The organism is Rhodanobacter soli (assembly GCF_040548735.1).
In the GTDB taxonomy this organism is placed as follows: Bacteria; Pseudomonadota; Gammaproteobacteria; order Xanthomonadales; family Rhodanobacteraceae; genus Rhodanobacter; species Rhodanobacter soli_A.
Genome location: NZ_JBEPSD010000001.1, coordinates 1,837,601 through 1,853,383, shown reverse-complemented (window position 1 = coordinate 1,853,383; position 15,783 = coordinate 1,837,601). Strand labels below are relative to the sequence as shown.

Sequence of the window (15,783 nt, the reverse complement as noted above, 5' to 3'; positions counted from 1 at the left end):
GTTGTCGTTTCGGCAGCGGTGGAGTCGCGTTCAGAACGTTATCTGCGTATACAGGCCGATCACGAAGGCGTCGGGGATCTTGCCGGTGCCGTTGGGGCGGATGATGTACTGCAGGTTGGGGCGCACGGTGAGCCACGGTGCGATCCTCGCGCCGTAGTCCACTTCCAGCACGGTTTCGCTGGTCTGGATCGGCACGGCACCGGGCGTCACGCGGTCGCGGTCGCGCTGGTAGCGGGTCAGCCGCGGATTGATTCGCGCCGAGGCCGCCATGAACGAGATCACGTCGTTGTCGCGGCCGGGGAAGGTGCCCTGGTAGTGGCCGCCGATGACCCAGAAGTAGCGGAAGCGTGCGGTGGCTTCGTCGCCCACGCCGGCCATCGCGCCGAAGGTGAGCCCGCGGTTGGTGTCGGGGCCTTCGCGATAGACCATGCGGTCGGCGATGACGTAACCGCCGGAGCGGCCGTTGTGCTGCAGGAAGTCGGCGCCGGTGAGGCCGGCGGGCTGGCCGTTGACGTCGGTGTACACGTCCGGCGTGCCGGCGGTGTTGTAGTACGCGCCGAGCTTGAGATCGCCGGGCAGCTGTCCATTGCCGCGGCCGGTCGTCCAGCCCAGTTCGACCGGCACGAACACGCCGCGGTGCTTGAGGCTGAGGTTGAAGCCCTGGTCCTTGTTGCCAGCGTTGGGGTTGTCCAGGTAGGCGCCGACGGTGGCGTAGAAGTTCGGTGTGGCGTGCCACTTCACGTGGCCACCCCATTGCGCGGTGGGAAAGTTGTGCGCGCCGCTGTTGGTGGTCATCGCGTTGGCATGGCCGCAGATGATGCCGTTCTGGAAATTGCAGAACGCGGGCAGCCGCGCGAAGTCATCGCCCACCGGCGACCAACCCGACTGCAGGAAGATCCGGTGGTCGAGGAAATCCTGCTGCCAGTTCAGCTCGGCCAGGCGGAAGTTCTGCCCCGCGCCATAGAGCTCCTGCACCGAGAACTGGTTGCCCAGCGCGTCGTTGCTGAGGCTGCGGCCGTCGCGCTCGGTGACGGTGAACTGGATCTTCGCGTCGGGCACGCCCCACAGCTTGTCGAGGTCGAAGTCCGCGCCGAGGTCGAGTTGCTGGGTGTAGCGCGCGGTCTGGTAGTGGCCGCCGGAGACGTTGCCCGCGCTCTCGGTGGTCCAGTGCGCGCGCAGGGTGATGCCGTCGTCCTGCAGTTGCGTGCGCGTGCCGCCCCAGTCGCCGGTCATCGTGGGCTGGCTGAGCCAGCCGCCGACACTGGCCTGCTGCGCCACGGCGGGCAGTGTGCACAGTAACAGCGCACCACCGAGCGCCAGACGATGGGTCGTGCCGGAAGGGTTGCGCATGAGTCAGGCCTGGCCGGAGGAAGTCCGGCGCCGCCGGCGCCGGCGCCACAGAACGATGATGGCGAGGATCAGCACTACCACCACCACGACCATCGCCAGCCGCGCCAGCGCGACCAGGTGCGATGGCGCGCCGCCGCTGCGCAGGTTGGCGACCTGCGTCGCCGTGATCCGTGCGGCGGGGTTGCCGTAACGCAGCGTCAGGTAATTGCCCAGGTTGGCGACCTGGTGGTCGCTCAGCGCGTGCGCGAAGCCCGGCATGTGCACGCCGGTAGCGTCCGTCCAGCGGATGCCTTCGAGGATCACCATCACCAGGTTGCCGGTGTCGGTGCGGCCGGTGGCGGTGTTGTGGAACAGCGGCGGCAGGCCGCCGTCGAAGCTGCCTTCGCCGCTGACCTGGTGGCAGCTGGCGCAGTGCGCGTCGTACAACTGCGCGCCGCTCCACTGCTCCGCGTCGTCGGGCAGGGCGGTACCGCGCTGGTCGGCGATCCCGTCGAACGCGGCGCCCCAGCTGTCGACGGCGCGGGTGTCGGCCGGGTCGTGTTGCGCGGGCACCGTCTTCAGGTAAGTGGCGATCGCCTGCAGGTCGGCGGGTTCGAGATGCTGCAGGCTGTGCTCGACCGCCTCGGCCATCGGCCCGGCCGTCTGCGCCTTGCCGGTGGCGTGACCCAGCCGCAGGTAGTCGACGAGTTGTTGTTCGCTCCAGCCGCCGACGCCGCTGTTCGCGTCGGAGGTGATGTTCGGTGCCAGCCAGGTGCCGACGGCACCACCGGCCAGTTCGCGCGACGACTGTTCGGCCATCAGCAGGTTGCGTGGCGTGTGACAGGTGCTGCAATGGGCCAGCCCGCGCGCCAGGTAGGCGCCGCGATTCCATGCCGCGCCTTTGGCCGGGTCGGGCGTGAACGGCTTGCTGTCGAGGAACAGCAGGTTCCACGTCGCCATCGACAGGCGGATGTTGAACGGGAACGGCAGCCGGGTCGGCGTCGGCTTGCTGTCCACTGGCGCCACGCCGTGCATGAAGTACGCGTACAGCGCATGCACGTCGTCGTCGGTGACCTGCGCGTACGACGTATACGGCATCGCCGGATACAGCCGCTGGCCATCCGCGCGGATGCCCTGGCGCAAGGCATCGCTGAATTGCTTCTCGGTGTAGTGGCCAATGCCGGCGGTGGTCGACGGCGTGATGTTGGTGGCGATGATGTTGCCGATCGGCGTGGGTACCGTCAGGCCGCCAGCGTACGGTTTGCCGCCCGGTGCGGTATGGCAGGCCACGCAGTCGCCCGCGGTGGCCAGGTACCGGCCGCGTTGCAGCAGTGCGGCGTCGGTGCTGTCGGCGGCATGGACCGACGCCGTGACGATCAAGCCGAGCAGCAGGAGGCAGCGGGCCGATGCGTTCATGCGAGGCTCGCTTCGTGGCCGCTATGCATGGCGCCTGCGTGTGTGTTCTTCGCCGGCAGGATGTGCTCGGCGGTGCGCAGCGCCAACGCCACGCCGGTGAGCGTGGAGTTCATCGTGGCCGCGGTGGGCATCACGCCGGTGCCGCAGACGAACAGGTTCTCGTGGTCGTGCGTGCGGCCGAACCCATCGACGACCGAGGTCTTCGGATCGTTGCCCATGCTCATCGTGCCGGTGATGTGCTGGTTGTTGGCGAACTGGCCGTCTGCGCTGTAACGCAAGCCGGTACCGCCCATCAGTTCGGCGATGCGGGCGAAGTCGGCTTTCGACACTTCCGCGGCGCGGCGCGTGTAATCGTCGATCGCGTAGTGCGCCTCGGGTTTCGGAATGCCCATGGCGTCCTTTTCCGCGCTGAGCGTGATGCGGTTGTCGGGGTTGGGAAGCACCTCCAGCACGTTCTTCACGTTGACCTGGTGCGCGGCGCGCCAGCGCAGCTGCTTCTCGAATTCCGCGCCGTACACGCCCTCCTTGATCAGGTCGTTGGTGACGTTGAGCACCTGCGAGATGTTGGTGAAGTCCAGCCGGTACGGCGCGTGCTGCGAACGGAACGCGCCGTCGCGCAGGGTGTTGATCGAGCTGGGGCTCTGCGGGCCACGGCCCAGCCACAGTTCCTCGTCGGCGTAGAACGTGAGCGAGGTGCTGGGGTGGTCCATCAGGTGGCGGCCGACCATGCCGGAGCTGTTGGCCAGCCCGTTCGGGTACGTGTCGCTGGCCGACAGCAGCAACAGCTTCGGGCTCTCGATGCCATTCGCGGCGAGGATGAAGGTGGTGCCGGTGACACGGTGTTCGCTCTTGTCCGGCGCGTAGTAGCGCACCGCCGCGATGCGCCCCTTGGCGTCATGCTCGATGCGGTAGACCACCGCGTTGGGCATCACCTTCGCGCCGGCGGCCTCGGCCGCCTCCACCGCGTTGATCCCCAGGTACTGCGCGTTGACGGGGCAGATCGGCTGGCAGCTGTTGTTGCCCACGCAGGCCGGTCGTCCGTCGTAGCCGCGGCTGTTGCGCGCCACGGTGTTGGCGACCACCGGATACGCCGGAGCCAGTCGCTCGCGGAAGCGGCGCATCGACCACGGCTCGGCCACCGGCTCCATCGGGAACGGATGCTGGCGCGGCGAGCCGGTGTTGTCGGCACCGGCCACGCCGAGGAGTTCCTCTGCTTCCTGGTACCAGGGATCGAGTTCCTCGTAGCTGAGCGGCCAGTCTACGCCGACGCCATACAGGCTCTTGATGCGCACGTCGTTCGGCACCAGCCGCCACGCCTGCGCGGCCCAGTGCCAGGTAGTGCCACCGACTGCGCGGATGTACTCGGCCGGGTACGGATACGGCCCGGCCTGCTTCAGGTAGCCGTTGTCCTGCGGTACGTAGATCGGATGTGGCGCCCACGGCGAGGCCGGATACGGCGCCATCCAGTTGCCCTTGATCGGCGAATTGCGAAACGCGGCGACGACGCGGGCGCGTTCCAGCCGCGGCCCCGCCTCCAGGATCAGCACCGAGGCACCTTGCTGCGCCAGCCGGCGCGCCGCCAGCGCGCCGATGATGCCCGAGCCGATCACCACGACGTCAGCCGATAGCTGTCCGGACATCGGATTGCACTCCTCAGATGGGTTTGCGGGTCCAGCTTCCGTACGCGCCGTAGGCATAGGTGGGCGGCTTCAGCACGTCGGCCACGATCATTGCGTTGAGTGCGGTTTCGTAGGCGACGCAACGTGCGCCTTCGCCGCTGCCCACCACTCCGAGGCCCCAGGCCGTGACGATCGATCGTGGCAACGGCGCCAGCGGCGAGTGCTCGCCGTCCAGTACGCCCTGCAGTTGCAGCGGGTCGACGTGGCGTTCGTTGATCAGCATCAGCAGCGCCTGCACATCGGCCGGAAAGTTCGGATGGGCGGCGGCGAGGGCGTCGTAAAGGCGGGTCGCCTGCGCGGCGTCCAGCGTCTGCCGGCCGACCAGGATGGCGGAGAGCGCGGTGAATGCGCCGCGGTCGGCGTGCGGCGCGGGTTGCGCCAGTGCCCAGGGAATCAGCGAGGCGGTGTACGCGGTGAGCAGGCCCGCCAGCAGGCGGCGCCGCGAGGGATCGCCGGGATCGCCGCGGTTCGCGGCGACACGGTCGAGTTCGTCCAGTGCCATCACCCTTCCCCTTGTTTCTCGTGCGCCCGGTGGCCGGGACGACCGCCAAGGCGAGACGACGCTACTCCGCCCGCGGTGCAAGGGAACGTGAAGATTTGAAGGGACCGGGGGAGGGCGCACTTTGCTGCAAGAAATAACGAGGCAAGGCCCGTGGTGATGGCACGTGGCAAAGCTGCGGACGAGTCGATTCCCATCCTCCTGCCCGGGCCGACAGATGGATTGCGCACTGTCGGCAGCCGGATGATGATCACCGCCGGATGGACATGCGTGATCGCAGGTCATCCGACGGGATCAGCCGCGCGAGATCAGCGGTGTTGAACCGGTCGCCACCGGCTGGCTCAATGCGCCCCGCGGCTCAGGGTGAGGCAGCGGTGACCCGCCACACGGCGTCGCCGACATCGTCTGCGATCAGCAGCGCGCCGTCCTTGTCCTGCGCCAGTCCGACCGGTGCACCGTACAGTTCCGACTCGTCGTCCGAGTGGAAGCCGCTGACGACCGTCTGGGGCACGCCGACCGGCTTGCCGTCCACGAACGCGACGTGGACGACGGCGTAGCCGCTCAACGGCGAGCGGTCCCAGCTGCCGTGCTCGCCGACGAAGGCGCCATGCTGATACTGCTCCGGCAGCGCGTTGCTGTCGGAGAACAGCAGCCCGAGCGCGGCGACGTGCGAGCCCAGCGCATAGTCGGGCACGATCGCCTTCGCCACCAGGTCAGGCCGCTGCGGCATGACGCGGCTGTCCACATGGTGGCCAAAATAACTGTACGGCCAGCCGTAGAAACCGCCCGGCTGGACCGAAGTCATGTAGTCGGGTACCAGGTCCGCGCCGATCTCGTCGCGTTCGTTGACGATCGCCCAGAGCTTGCCCGTGTGCGGCTCGAACTGCAGCCCGGTCGGATTGCGCAGGCCCGAGGCATAGATCCGGCTGCCGGCGCTGGCCACGTCCACCTCGAGCACGGCGGCACGCCGGTATTCCTGGTCGAGGCCGTTCTCAACGATATTGCTGTTGGAGCCGACTCCGACATACAGCTTGCTGCCGTCCGGGCTGGTCACCAGCGCCTTGGTCCAGTGGTGGTTGATGGTGGCCGGCAGGTCGGTGAACTCCACGCCGGGTGCGGTGATCTGCGTTTCGCCGGTGGCGTACGGGAACTTCACGATCGCGTCGGTATTGGCCACGTAAAGCGTGTCGCCGACCAACTGCACGCCGAACGGCGAATGCAGGTGTTCGATGAAGACGTGCTTCTCCCATTCGCCGCCGGCATCGCCGCTCCGGCGCAGCAAGGTGATCCGGTTGCCGCCTTTCGCGCCCTTGCCCGAGAGGTTCTTGATCTTGCCGGCGATCAGCTGCTTCGGCGTGGTCACCGGCTCGGCGCCGGGGCCGTTGGATTCCACCACCAGGATGTCGCCGTTGGGGAGGGTGTAGAGCTGGCGTGGGTGCAGCAGGCCGCTGGCGATCTTCTCGATCTTGAGCCCGGCGGCCACCTTGGGCATCTGTCCCTGCTTCCACCCGGCATAGCGGGGCACCTGCATCGGCGGAACCAGAAAATTGCGCGCGGTAGGTAGCGGCGGAGCGTCGCCCGACTGCTGTGCCGGCTGGTACGACGCCTTGCCGCTGCAGCTGCCCAGGAGCAGCCCGACGGTCAGCATCAGCATGCTGCGAAGGATGAGCTTATTCATGGGAGAACTCCTTCGCGGCGGAGCTGTGCACAGCCATCATGATGTGGCCGATGGAAAGCAGGATGACCGTGCATGCCGAGAGCCACACGCCGGTCGGCACCACCGCGTACGCATCGCGGCTGTGCACGAAGGCGTTGAAGATCGCCGCGACGACGGCGAGCAGGTTGAGCCAGAAGTCGAGCTTGTCGGCGCGTCGGGCGAGGTGCCGGGAAGTGATCCAGACCTGGGCGAGGTTGACGAAGCGCGGGATGATCGCGATCAACAGGCCGAACACGATCAACCAGGCGGCGCCCTTGTTCCACAGCACGCCGGCGGTGCGGACATAGATGATGTCGAAGATCAGTGCGGCGACGAAGAAGCCGAACGGGAGGGGGTTGAGCAGGCCATAGACGGCGTTGGCCGTGACGGAACGACGTGGTGCGCGGGAATGGTTCACGGGCAGCTACCTCTGCAGGAGGGACGCGATGGATGGCCAGGAACGCTTTGCATCGGAGCAGACGGGGTGGGCAAGGTCAAGCGTGCCTGCGGATGACACATTCGTGACATGCCGTGGCCGCCGGAGCTTCATGACACACTGAGGCATGGGAAAGCGATGGACGGGCCTGGTGCTGCAAAGTTCGCGATGGCGCAAGGCGGGCCAGGTGGCCGGGTTTCGATCCAGCTGGCCGATCATCGTGGTGCTGCTCGGCCTGCTGTCTGTCCCGCAACGAGCGGCTGCCCAACAGCCGGCAACAGCCGATCCGGACGCGGTACGCGTGATCCTGCCGATGGTGCAGGTCAACGCGATCCGTCTGGACATTCCCCCGTTCGATCTTCCTGCCGCACTCAGCGTGGTGCAGGTCGCGCCCGCCGCGGCTGGCCAACCGGGCGTGAATCTTTCCGAATCGCTGGTCGGCGTGCCGGGCATCCTGGCGCGCGACCGGCAGAACTATGCGCAGGATGTGCAGATCTCGATACGCGGCTTCGGCTCGCGCGCGACCTTCGGCGTGCGCAGCATCCGCCTGTATGTCGACGGCATTCCGGCCACGCTGCCGGATGGACAGGGCCAGGTCTCGCACTTCAATTTCGACTCGGCCGAGCGGGTGGAGATACTGCGCGGTCCGTTCTCGGTGCTCTACGGCAATGCAGCCGGCGGCGTGGTGCAGCTGTGGAGCGCCGAGGGCACGCCGACGCCGCTGACCACCGTGGGCATGAATGCCGGCAGCCACGACACCTTCCGCTACAGCATCGACACGCGCGGCACGTGGGGGCCGGTCGACTACAACGTCGCCGGCTCGGCCTTTCTTTCCGGCGGCTATCGGCCGCACAGCCGGGTGCGCCGCGAATCGGACAACGCCAGGTTCGGCGTGGACCTGGGCGGCGGCAGGAAGCTCACCCTCGTGGCGAATCGCCTGAACCAGCCGACCTCCCAGGATGCGCTCGGGCTCACCCGCGCCCAGGTCGACGTCGATCCTCGACAGGTCGCCGCGGCCGCGCTGCAGTACGACACCCGCAAGAGCATCCTGCAGAACCAGCTGGGCGCCATCTACGAGCAGCCGCTGGGCGGCGACGACCGCTTGCGCGTGATGGGCTACTTCGGCCGGCGCGGCATCCTGCAGTACCAGTCGATTCCGGCAAGTGTCCAGCAAAGCCCGCTGTCGCCGGGTGGCGTGGTGGCGCTGGATACCGATTACGGCGGCCTCGACGCGCGCTGGACGCATGCCGGCCAGCTGGCCGGCCGCGCCTACGAGTTCGTGCTGGGCGTGAGTGCCGATGGGCAGCGGCAGCATCGCCGCGGCTACAACAACTTCATCGGCGACACGCTGGGCATCAGCGGTGCCCTGCGGCGCAACGAGGACGACAACGTCGACAGCCTCGACGAGTACGCGCAGTGGTACTGGCAGCTTGCCGAACGATGGTCGCTGCTGCTCGGCGTGCGGCACGACGAGGTGCGCTTCCGCGCGCGCGACCACTACGTCACGGCGTTCAATCCGGACGACAGCGGCGGCGTCGACTACACGGCCACCACGCCGGTGGCCGGGCTGGGTTTCCGGCCGAGTGAAAACCTGCGGCTGTACGCCAGCTACGGCAAGGGTTTCGAAACGCCGAGCTTCAACGAACTGGGCTACCGCAGCGATGGCTTGCCGGGCTTGGCCTTCGACCTGCGCCCGGCGCGCAGCCGCAACCTGGAGCTGGGCGCGAAGTGGCGGGTCACGCGCGAACTGTCCTTCGACGCGGCGGCGTTTCGTGCGGATACGCGCGACGAGCTGGCGGTCATGACCAGCGAAAGCGGCCGCTCCACCTACCAGAACGTCGGCCGCACGCGGCGCCAGGGCATCGAGTTGTCGCTGACCGGCCAGCTTGCCGACGGCTGGCAGGTCAGCGCCGCCTTCACCCGCCTGCAGGCGCGCTTCCGCCAAGCGTTCCTCGCCTGCCGGGCCAGGCCCTGCACGATGGTCGACATGCCGGTGGCCGCGGGCACCGGCATGCCGGGCGTGCCCGGGAACTATGGCTCGTTGCGGCTCCGGCACGGCGACGAGTTCGGCTGGCATGAAGGCCTGGACCTGACCGGCGTGGGCGCGGTCAGCGTCAACGACACCGGCACCGAGCGCGCGGCCGGCTACGGCGTGATCGGCGTGGATGTCGGCTACAACTTTGCGCTGGGCAAGGATACGCGGCTGCTGCTCAGCGCCCGCGTGGACAACCTCGGCGACCGCCGCTACGTCGGTTCGGTGATCGTCAACGACAGCAACGGGCGCTACTTCGAACCCGGCGCCGGCCGCAGCTTCATGCTGGGCGCGCGCCTGGTCTTCCGTTGATCCGGTCCGCAACGACCGGCCGCCCGATCACCCCTCGGCTGCGCTCAGGGCTTGCGGGCCGGATCAACGGCAGCACAAGCACCGGACGCTACGCTTCCCGCGGCAGCACGGCGAGCACGCGTTCGATGAAGACATGCAGTTCCTTCATGTAGTTGGTCAGGAACTCGGCGGTGGACTCGTTGGTGACCGTGCCGTCCTCGCTGATCAGGCCCGGATGGAACTGGATGTACGCCTCCAGCGTGTTCATCAGCGGCGAGTTGCAGAAGCACAGCACGCCGCGCAGTTGTTGCTGGGCGACCGCGGTACCGATCGAGCCGGGCGAGGTGCCGATCACCGCGGACGGCTTGCGCGAGAACGAGTTCTTGCCCCACGGACGGCTGGCCCAGTCGATCGCGTTCTTCAGCGCGCCGGGGATGGAGCGGTTGTACTCCGGGGTGACGAACAGCACCGCGTCGACCTCGGCGATCGCCTGCTTGAACGCGCGCGCCACCGGCGGGTAGTCGGCGTCGTAGTCGTAGCTGTACAGCGGCAGGTCGCGGATCGGGATCTCCGCCAGCTCCAGCCCCGGCGGCGCGAGTCGGGTGAGCGCCTTGGCCAGCAGGCGGTTGATGGAGCCCTTGGCGAGGCTGCCGACGAGATAGCCGACTTTGTAGGTCTTCATGCGAATGTCCTGATGGGTGAGGTGGGCCGCTGGTCGGCGGGTGGTCAGTAACCGACGGTGAAGCGTTGCCGCGAATGCTTCGGTGTCTCCAGTTCGTCGACGAGGGCGATCGCGAAGTCCTCCATCGAGATCCAGCTGCGGCCGCTCGCGTCGGTGAGCAACTGGTCGCCGCCGAGGCGGAATATTCCGGTGCGCTCGTCCGGGATGAATTCGACCGAAGGCGACAGGAAGGTCCAGTCGAGCTGCTGCTCCTTGCGCAACGCATCGAGGAAGCGTCGTCCCGCCTCCGCCTCCGGCTTGTACGCCGCAGGGAAACCCGGCGTGTCGATCAGCGCCTGGCCCGGCGCCACCTCCAGGCTGCCGGCGCCGCCGACCACCAGCAACCGGTGCACGGCGGCCTGCTTCAGCGCAGCGATCAGCGCCGCCACGTCGGACGTGGCGAATTTCGTGGCGCTGATCACCGCCTCGTGACCGGCCAGCAGCGGCGCCAGCTGCGCCGGCCGGGTGGCATCGCCGTTCTTCAGCCGCAACTGCGGCCGTGCGGCCACGCCACCGGTGTCGCGGGCAATGCCGGTGACCTCGTGCCCGCGCCGGAGCAGCTCCGCCAGCAGGTGCGAGCCGACCAGTCCGCTGACGCCGATCAATGCGATCTTCATGCCTGTCTCCCGGGCTGCGCCATGGAATGGACGTCCATCCGCCATCGCCGGCACTCACGCCACGCTAACGCCCCGAATGTCATCAGTGCGTAGATGCGGGCGCCCGCGAGGACCCGCCCGGCGAGGCTGCAGGTCATGCCATGAATGCACGTATGCCGACGATCTTCTTCGGGCACGGCAACCCGATGAACGCGCTGCACGACAACGACTGGAGCCGTGGCTGGGCGGCGCTCGGCCAGCGCCTGCCGCGGCCGCGCGCGGTGCTGTCGGTGTCGGCGCACTGGTACCTGCCCGGCACCGCGGTCACCTCGATGGCGGCGCCGCGCACGATCCACGATTTCGGCGGCTTCCCGCGCGAGTTGTTCGAGGTGCACTATCCCGCGCCCGGCGATCCCGCCCTGGTGCGCCGCGTGCGCGAACTGCTGCAGCCGCTGGACGTGCGCGCGGATCTTTCGTGGGGGTTGGACCATGGCACCTGGTCGGTGCTGCGCCACGTGTTTCCCGCCGCCGACGTGCCGGTGGTGCAGCTCTCCATCGACGAGTCGCAGCCGCCGGCGTTCCACTACGGGTTGGGCCGGCTGCTGCGGCCGTTGCGTGACGAGGGCATCCTGCTGATCGGCAGTGGTGACGTGGTGCACAACCTGCACAGCTATGCCTGGGGGCGGCATCCGGCGGAACCGTTTGACTGGGCGCTGCGTTTCGAGGCGCAGGCACGCGAACTGATGCTGCAGGGCGATCATGCGTCGCTGGTGGATTACGAAGCGATGGGCCGCGACGCGGAGCTGTCGGTGCCCACGCCCGAGCATTACCTGCCGCTGCTGTACGTGCTCGGCGCCAGCGCCGAAGGCGACGCGGTGACGTTCCCGGTCGAAGGCATGGACGGCGGCTCGATATCGATGCTGTCGGTGCGGTTCGGCTGAACGCGTGGCCCGGTCAGCCCTGCCGGGCGATCGCCCGGCCGATGCTGTGCACCAGCGAATCGAAATCGCCCTGGTACAGGTAGCCGTTGACGTAGAAGCTGGGCGTGCCGTTGACGCCGCTGCGCACGCCGCCCATGAAGTCGCGGCGGATGTGGGTGTCGACGTCGGGGTTGCGCAGCGTGGCGGCGATCGCGGCCTCGTCCAGGCCCAGCGCCCGCACGCCGGCTTCCAGGCCGGGAGCGCCGTGCGGCGCCCACGCCGCCTGGTTCTCGTACAGCCAGTCGTGCATGGCCCAGAACCGGCCCTCGACCGCCGCGGCCTCGGCCAGCTCGGCCGCCAGCTGGGCGTACGGATGAGCCTGGCTCAGCGGGAAGTGGCGGAACACGAACCGCAGGTTGCCGGCGTAGCGGTGCTGGATCTGCTTCGCCAGCGGGTAGGCGCTGGCGCAGGCGGGGCACTGGAAATCACCGTACTCCACCAGGGTCACCACGGCATGGGCGTTGCCCTGGACGTGGTCGAGGGCGGAGACCGGCACGGTCAGGATCGCATCCTCGTGCAGCATCAGGGAACCTCCTGCGCGACGTCCGCGGGCAGCGTCTTCTGGATATTGTTCGAGGGCAGCGCTTCGAGCGCGTTGACGATGCCCGCGGCCCCCGGGTTCACGCCCATCGGCGAGAGATAGCTCCAGCGGATCACGCCGTCGCCGTCGATCACGAACAGCGCGCGCCGAGCGACGCCGGCCTGCTCTTCGTACACGCCATACGCGCGGGCCACCTGGCCCTTGGGCTCGAAGTCGGACAGCAGCGGGAAGTGGTACTTGCGGTCGCGCGCCAGCGCGGCATGGCTCCACACGCCGTCGACCGAGATCGCCAGCAGCTGCGCGTTGAAGCGGGCGAACTCGTCCAGCAATTCGTTGTACAGCGCCAACTGGTCGCTGCACACCGGGCTCCAGTCGGCGGGATAGAACGCCAGGATCACGTTGCGGCCGCGGAACTCCTTCAGCGCCACGCTCTGGTCGGGGGTGGTGTGCAGGGTGAATTCCGGTGCGGCGGTGCCGGCGGCAAGCATGTTCATGGCAGATTCGTTTCGGGCGTTGTGGTGGGCGAGGTCAGCGTCGGGCTTCGCGGTCGCGCTCTTCCTGCACGGTGAGGAGCGCCTCGGGCATGGTCTCGAGCCGGGCTCTCGGGATCGGCTCGCCGCTCAGGTCGGACAGGCCGTAACTGCCCTCGGCGATCTTCTGCAAGGCGCGCTCGATGTTCGCCACGCGGTGATCGTCCGCATTGTGCAGGGCCTGGTCGACTTCCCGTTGCGCCAGGTCCTGCGCGTCGTCTTCTTCTTCCTCGGCCTCGTCGCCGTGCTCCAGCTGGAACGCCCGCTTGCGGGCCAGGTCGTCTTCCTCGCCGCCCAGCAACTGGTTGCGCAAGGCCAGCAGGCGCTGGCGCTGCCGCTCGATGAATTCCCGGCTCAGGCCGGCATGCTGTTCCGAGGACATGGGATGCTCCTGCCTGCAGCGTCTGTAGCGTCTGCGCACATTGGAATCAGCCGGGTGAATGCGCTGTAAAAACCGTCGGGCGGACAGCCGCCCGTTCACCCGCGGCCGGATCAGCGAATGGCTTTCGGCGTGTCGTGCAGTTCGGTCAGGGCGGCGGCGGCGTTCACCTGCAGGATGCCGCCCGAGGTCTTGCTGCTTCGTAGCAGAAGGTCATGGATCGTGCGTGCATCCAGCCCCGGCGCGAGGGACAGCAGCAGGGCGGCCATCCCGCTCACGTGCGGAGCCGCCATCGACGGCCCGGAAGTGAAGTCGTAACCACCCCCGGGCTGGGTGGTCAGGATGTCGTCGCCGGGGGCGCTGAGGACGCCGGACGGAGCCGCCGACGCGCCGCTGACGCGGACCAGGATGACTCCCGGGGTACTGTCGGGGAATCCGTCGACGTTCCCTTCCGGCGGAATGGCGGCGACCACGATGCGGCCCTGTTCCAGGATCTGCACCAGCAGCAGGTTGAGCAGCGGATCGGCGGGGCCGCCCAGGCTCAGGTTGATGACGCGGGCGTCGGTGTCGATGATCGTCGCCAGCGCCTTGGCCAGCGTGAAGGAGTTGCAGCGTGCGCCAGCGTTCGGCACGGGCGGATACCAGCAGGCCTTGTAGACGCTGAGCGTGGCCTTGGGCGCCACCCCCACGATGCCCTGGCGGTTGTCGCCATCCGCGGCGATGACGCCGGCGACTTCCGTGCCGTGGCTGTCGCGGTCGAACGCCGCCGCGTCGTCGTCGACCATGTTGTGCGCGTCGTGGATGCGCCCGCGAAGATCGGGATGCGTCATGTCGACGCCGGTGTCGACGATCGCGATGCGGACCCCGCTGCCTTGGCTGAAGTCGTGTGCCAGCGCGGCATCGGTTTCGACGAAACCGCGTTGCAGGCTGACGTAGGGATCGTTGTAGCGGTGTGCCGCGTCGGCGGACCGCTTGCCGTAAACGGCATAGTCGTGCAGCGGCTGCGCGAGGCGCACCCGGTCGTCCCTCGCGAGCGCCTTGAGCAAGGCCTCCCGGCTGGTGCCGGGCGGCGGCTGCAGCACGATGCAGTACAGGTCGAGGGCCTTGATCGGCCACCCGGCGAGTTCGCTGAACGCGTAGCTCTTTTTCAGCGCGGCCAGGATGGATGCCGCGTGCTGGCCGGCGCCGTAATACCTGGACGGGGCATAGCCCAGCAGGCTGGAGCCGGCGTGTATCGGGGGCGGCTCCAGCGGATTGGCGACGGCCAGGATGATGTCACGCTGGCTGTCCATCGCCGACGCGCTGGCGACCGACATGCGGCCGAGGCCGGCGTGGTTGTCTGGGGTGGTCACGGAAGGCGTGGACGCGCATGCGCCTAAGACGGCTGCGGCGACGACAAGAAGGAGGAGGCGGCCGTACTTCATGGCGTGACGGCGACAGGCTCCGCCAGCAGGATGCCACGCGTGGTGCGCAGCTGCTGCAACGCATGTTGCGCCGTCGAGGCGGAGCTCACCGGGGCGACCGTGTAGGCACCGACATCGTTGGGGCCGCTCACCACCTGCAGCCGCAGGGCATGCAGCAAGGCGTTCCAGTCGGCCAGCGTCATGCCCGCGTCGGGCACCACGCGGATCGCGCCCGGAGTCGCGGGCAAGGTCTCCTGGCTGAGCGTGCGATAGGAAGGATTGCCGCCCACCGACCACAGCTTCACGCCCAGCACGCCGATGCCGAGCGCCTGCACCAGCACGGCGGCGACCAGCGCCCGGCTCAGCCAGCTGGCCGGGCGCGAACGAGGGCGAGCCTCCGGGGCATCGGCCGTATCCAGGCGGGCCAACAGGCGTCCCAGCCCGACGTCGGCGTTGACCGGAACATCCGGTGGCAGCGACAGCGCGAGCCGCAGGCGGCTCTGCTGCGCGAACTCCGCGCGGCACGATTCGCATTGCGCCAGGTGGCCTTCCAGCCACGCGCCCTGTTCCTGCGTGGCGCTGCCCTGCAGGACCCACGGCATCATTTCCCAGGCGTGGACGCAGTCCTTGCCGGAATCCATGGGAAACGTCATGGTGCGTTCTCCGTGCGTTTGGGCGAGTCCCCCGCCAGCGTCGGCAGCACGTTGCGCAGCTTCACCCGCGCATGGAACAGGCGCGCCTTCACCGTGCCCACGGGGCACTGCATGATGACCGCCACGTCGTCCAGGGTGTGGCCCACGCCGTAGACCAGCTCGATGACGACCCGCTGGTCCACCGACAGGCGCTCCAGCCCCTTGCCTAGCCAGTCGCGCAACTCGCGGTCTTCGTCCAGGTCGTGGGCGGCGCTGCGTTCTTCGTGCCGGGGGTCGTCTTCGACGGGTTCGTCGCCGTGCTGCCGCAGCGCTTTCAGCCCGCAGCGGTAGGCGATGCCCATGAGCCAGGTGGAAACGCGCGAATCCCCGTGGAACGTGCCCGCCTTCTGCCAGGCGATCCAGAAGCAATCGTTGATGACTTCCTCGATGACGTCGGCGCGACGCGTCAGTCGGGTCAGGAAGCGGCACAGCCTGCCGTGATAGCTGCGGTACAGCACCCCCAACGCGACGCGATCACCCGCCGCCATGCGCTGGAGCAGCATGCGGTCGGTGACGTCGGAGTCGGTAGCGTCGTCGTTCATGGGCCTGGAGAAGGTAGGCAG

Annotated in this window: 16 protein-coding genes; 2 read left to right on the top strand and 14 right to left on the bottom strand. The window is 68.3% G+C overall.

Features of this window, described 5'->3' with window-relative positions; genetic code table 11:
• Positions 1-30: 30 nt before the first annotated feature.
• The 6 genes from ABIE04_RS08345 to ABIE04_RS08320 all read right to left on the bottom strand — a co-directional run bounded on the left by ABIE04_RS08345 (position 31) and on the right by ABIE04_RS08320 (position 7,037).
• On the bottom strand, positions 31-1,350 hold the full coding sequence (locus ABIE04_RS08345; RefSeq protein ID WP_354548568.1) for a carbohydrate porin: 1,320 nt from the start codon (positions 1,348-1,350) through the stop codon (positions 31-33).
• Positions 1,351-1,353: 3 nt separating this feature from the next.
• Positions 1,354-2,745: a c-type cytochrome gene (locus ABIE04_RS08340; protein WP_354548566.1), complete on the bottom strand. Its 1,392-nt coding sequence runs from the start codon at positions 2,743-2,745 to the stop codon at positions 1,354-1,356.
• On the bottom strand, positions 2,742-4,385 hold the full coding sequence (locus ABIE04_RS08335; RefSeq protein WP_354548564.1) for a GMC family oxidoreductase: 1,644 nt from the start codon (positions 4,383-4,385) through the stop codon (positions 2,742-2,744). Before ABIE04_RS08335 ends, ABIE04_RS08340 begins: the two co-directional genes overlap by 4 nt.
• A 13-nt stretch (positions 4,386-4,398) precedes the next feature.
• The gene (locus ABIE04_RS08330) at positions 4,399-4,926 is read right to left on the bottom strand and encodes a sugar dehydrogenase complex small subunit (RefSeq protein WP_354548562.1); all 528 of its coding nucleotides are present in this window, start codon (positions 4,924-4,926) and stop codon (positions 4,399-4,401) included.
• A gap of 355 nt (positions 4,927-5,281) precedes the next feature.
• The gene (locus ABIE04_RS08325; protein WP_354548559.1) at positions 5,282-6,601 is read right to left on the bottom strand and encodes a PQQ-dependent sugar dehydrogenase; all 1,320 of its coding nucleotides are present in this window, start codon (positions 6,599-6,601) and stop codon (positions 5,282-5,284) included.
• Positions 6,594-7,037, bottom strand: coding sequence for a DUF2231 domain-containing protein (locus ABIE04_RS08320; RefSeq protein ID WP_354548557.1), 444 nt, complete (start codon positions 7,035-7,037; stop codon positions 6,594-6,596). Before ABIE04_RS08320 ends, ABIE04_RS08325 begins: the two co-directional genes overlap by 8 nt.
• 145 nt (positions 7,038-7,182) lie before the next feature.
• On the opposite strand from ABIE04_RS08320, the gene ABIE04_RS08315 reads away from it, so the two are divergent.
• Positions 7,183-9,399 carry a TonB-dependent receptor gene (locus ABIE04_RS08315; RefSeq protein ID WP_354548555.1) on the top strand — a complete coding sequence of 739 codons (2,217 nt, stop codon included), beginning with the start codon at positions 7,183-7,185 and terminating at the stop codon, positions 9,397-9,399.
• 88 nt (positions 9,400-9,487) lie between these two features.
• Here the strand turns inward: ABIE04_RS08315 and ABIE04_RS08310 are convergent, their stop codons facing one another.
• Entirely contained in the window at positions 9,488-10,060 is a 573-nt protein-coding gene (locus tag ABIE04_RS08310; protein WP_354548553.1) for an NADPH-dependent FMN reductase, read from the bottom strand.
• 44 nt (positions 10,061-10,104) lie between these two features.
• A complete protein-coding gene (locus ABIE04_RS08305) occupies positions 10,105-10,716 on the bottom strand; it encodes an NAD(P)-dependent oxidoreductase (protein WP_354548551.1) in 612 nt (203 codons plus the stop codon).
• Between the two features lie 140 nt (positions 10,717-10,856).
• Between ABIE04_RS08305 and ygiD the strand changes: the two genes are divergently transcribed.
• Entirely contained in the window at positions 10,857-11,636 is a 780-nt protein-coding gene (gene ygiD, locus ABIE04_RS08300; RefSeq protein ID WP_354548548.1) for a 4,5-DOPA dioxygenase extradiol, read from the top strand.
• 13 nt (positions 11,637-11,649) lie between these two features.
• On the opposite strand, the gene ABIE04_RS08295 is transcribed toward ygiD, so the two are convergent.
• The 6 genes from ABIE04_RS08295 to ABIE04_RS08270 form a co-directional block, all read right to left on the bottom strand.
• A complete protein-coding gene (locus tag ABIE04_RS08295) occupies positions 11,650-12,198 on the bottom strand; it encodes a DsbA family protein (RefSeq protein ID WP_354548546.1) in 549 nt (182 codons plus the stop codon).
• The gene (locus ABIE04_RS08290; protein WP_354548544.1) at positions 12,198-12,710 is read right to left on the bottom strand and encodes a redoxin domain-containing protein; all 513 of its coding nucleotides are present in this window, start codon (positions 12,708-12,710) and stop codon (positions 12,198-12,200) included. Before ABIE04_RS08290 ends, ABIE04_RS08295 begins: the two co-directional genes overlap by 1 nt.
• 34 nt (positions 12,711-12,744) lie before the next feature.
• On the bottom strand, positions 12,745-13,128 hold the full coding sequence (locus tag ABIE04_RS08285) for a TraR/DksA family transcriptional regulator (protein WP_354548541.1): 384 nt from the start codon (positions 13,126-13,128) through the stop codon (positions 12,745-12,747).
• A 110-nt stretch (positions 13,129-13,238) separates the two neighbouring features.
• Positions 13,239-14,549, bottom strand: a complete 1,311-nt coding sequence (locus ABIE04_RS08280) for a S8 family serine peptidase (RefSeq protein ID WP_354548539.1) — start codon at positions 14,547-14,549, stop codon at positions 13,239-13,241.
• Positions 14,546-15,181: a zf-HC2 domain-containing protein gene (locus ABIE04_RS08275; RefSeq protein WP_354548536.1), complete on the bottom strand. Its 636-nt coding sequence runs from the start codon at positions 15,179-15,181 to the stop codon at positions 14,546-14,548. The genes ABIE04_RS08280 and ABIE04_RS08275 overlap by 4 nt, the downstream gene beginning before the upstream one ends.
• The gene (locus tag ABIE04_RS08270) at positions 15,178-15,762 is read right to left on the bottom strand and encodes an RNA polymerase sigma factor (protein WP_354548534.1); all 585 of its coding nucleotides are present in this window, start codon (positions 15,760-15,762) and stop codon (positions 15,178-15,180) included. The genes ABIE04_RS08275 and ABIE04_RS08270 overlap by 4 nt, the downstream gene beginning before the upstream one ends.
• Positions 15,763-15,783 lie beyond the last annotated feature (21 nt).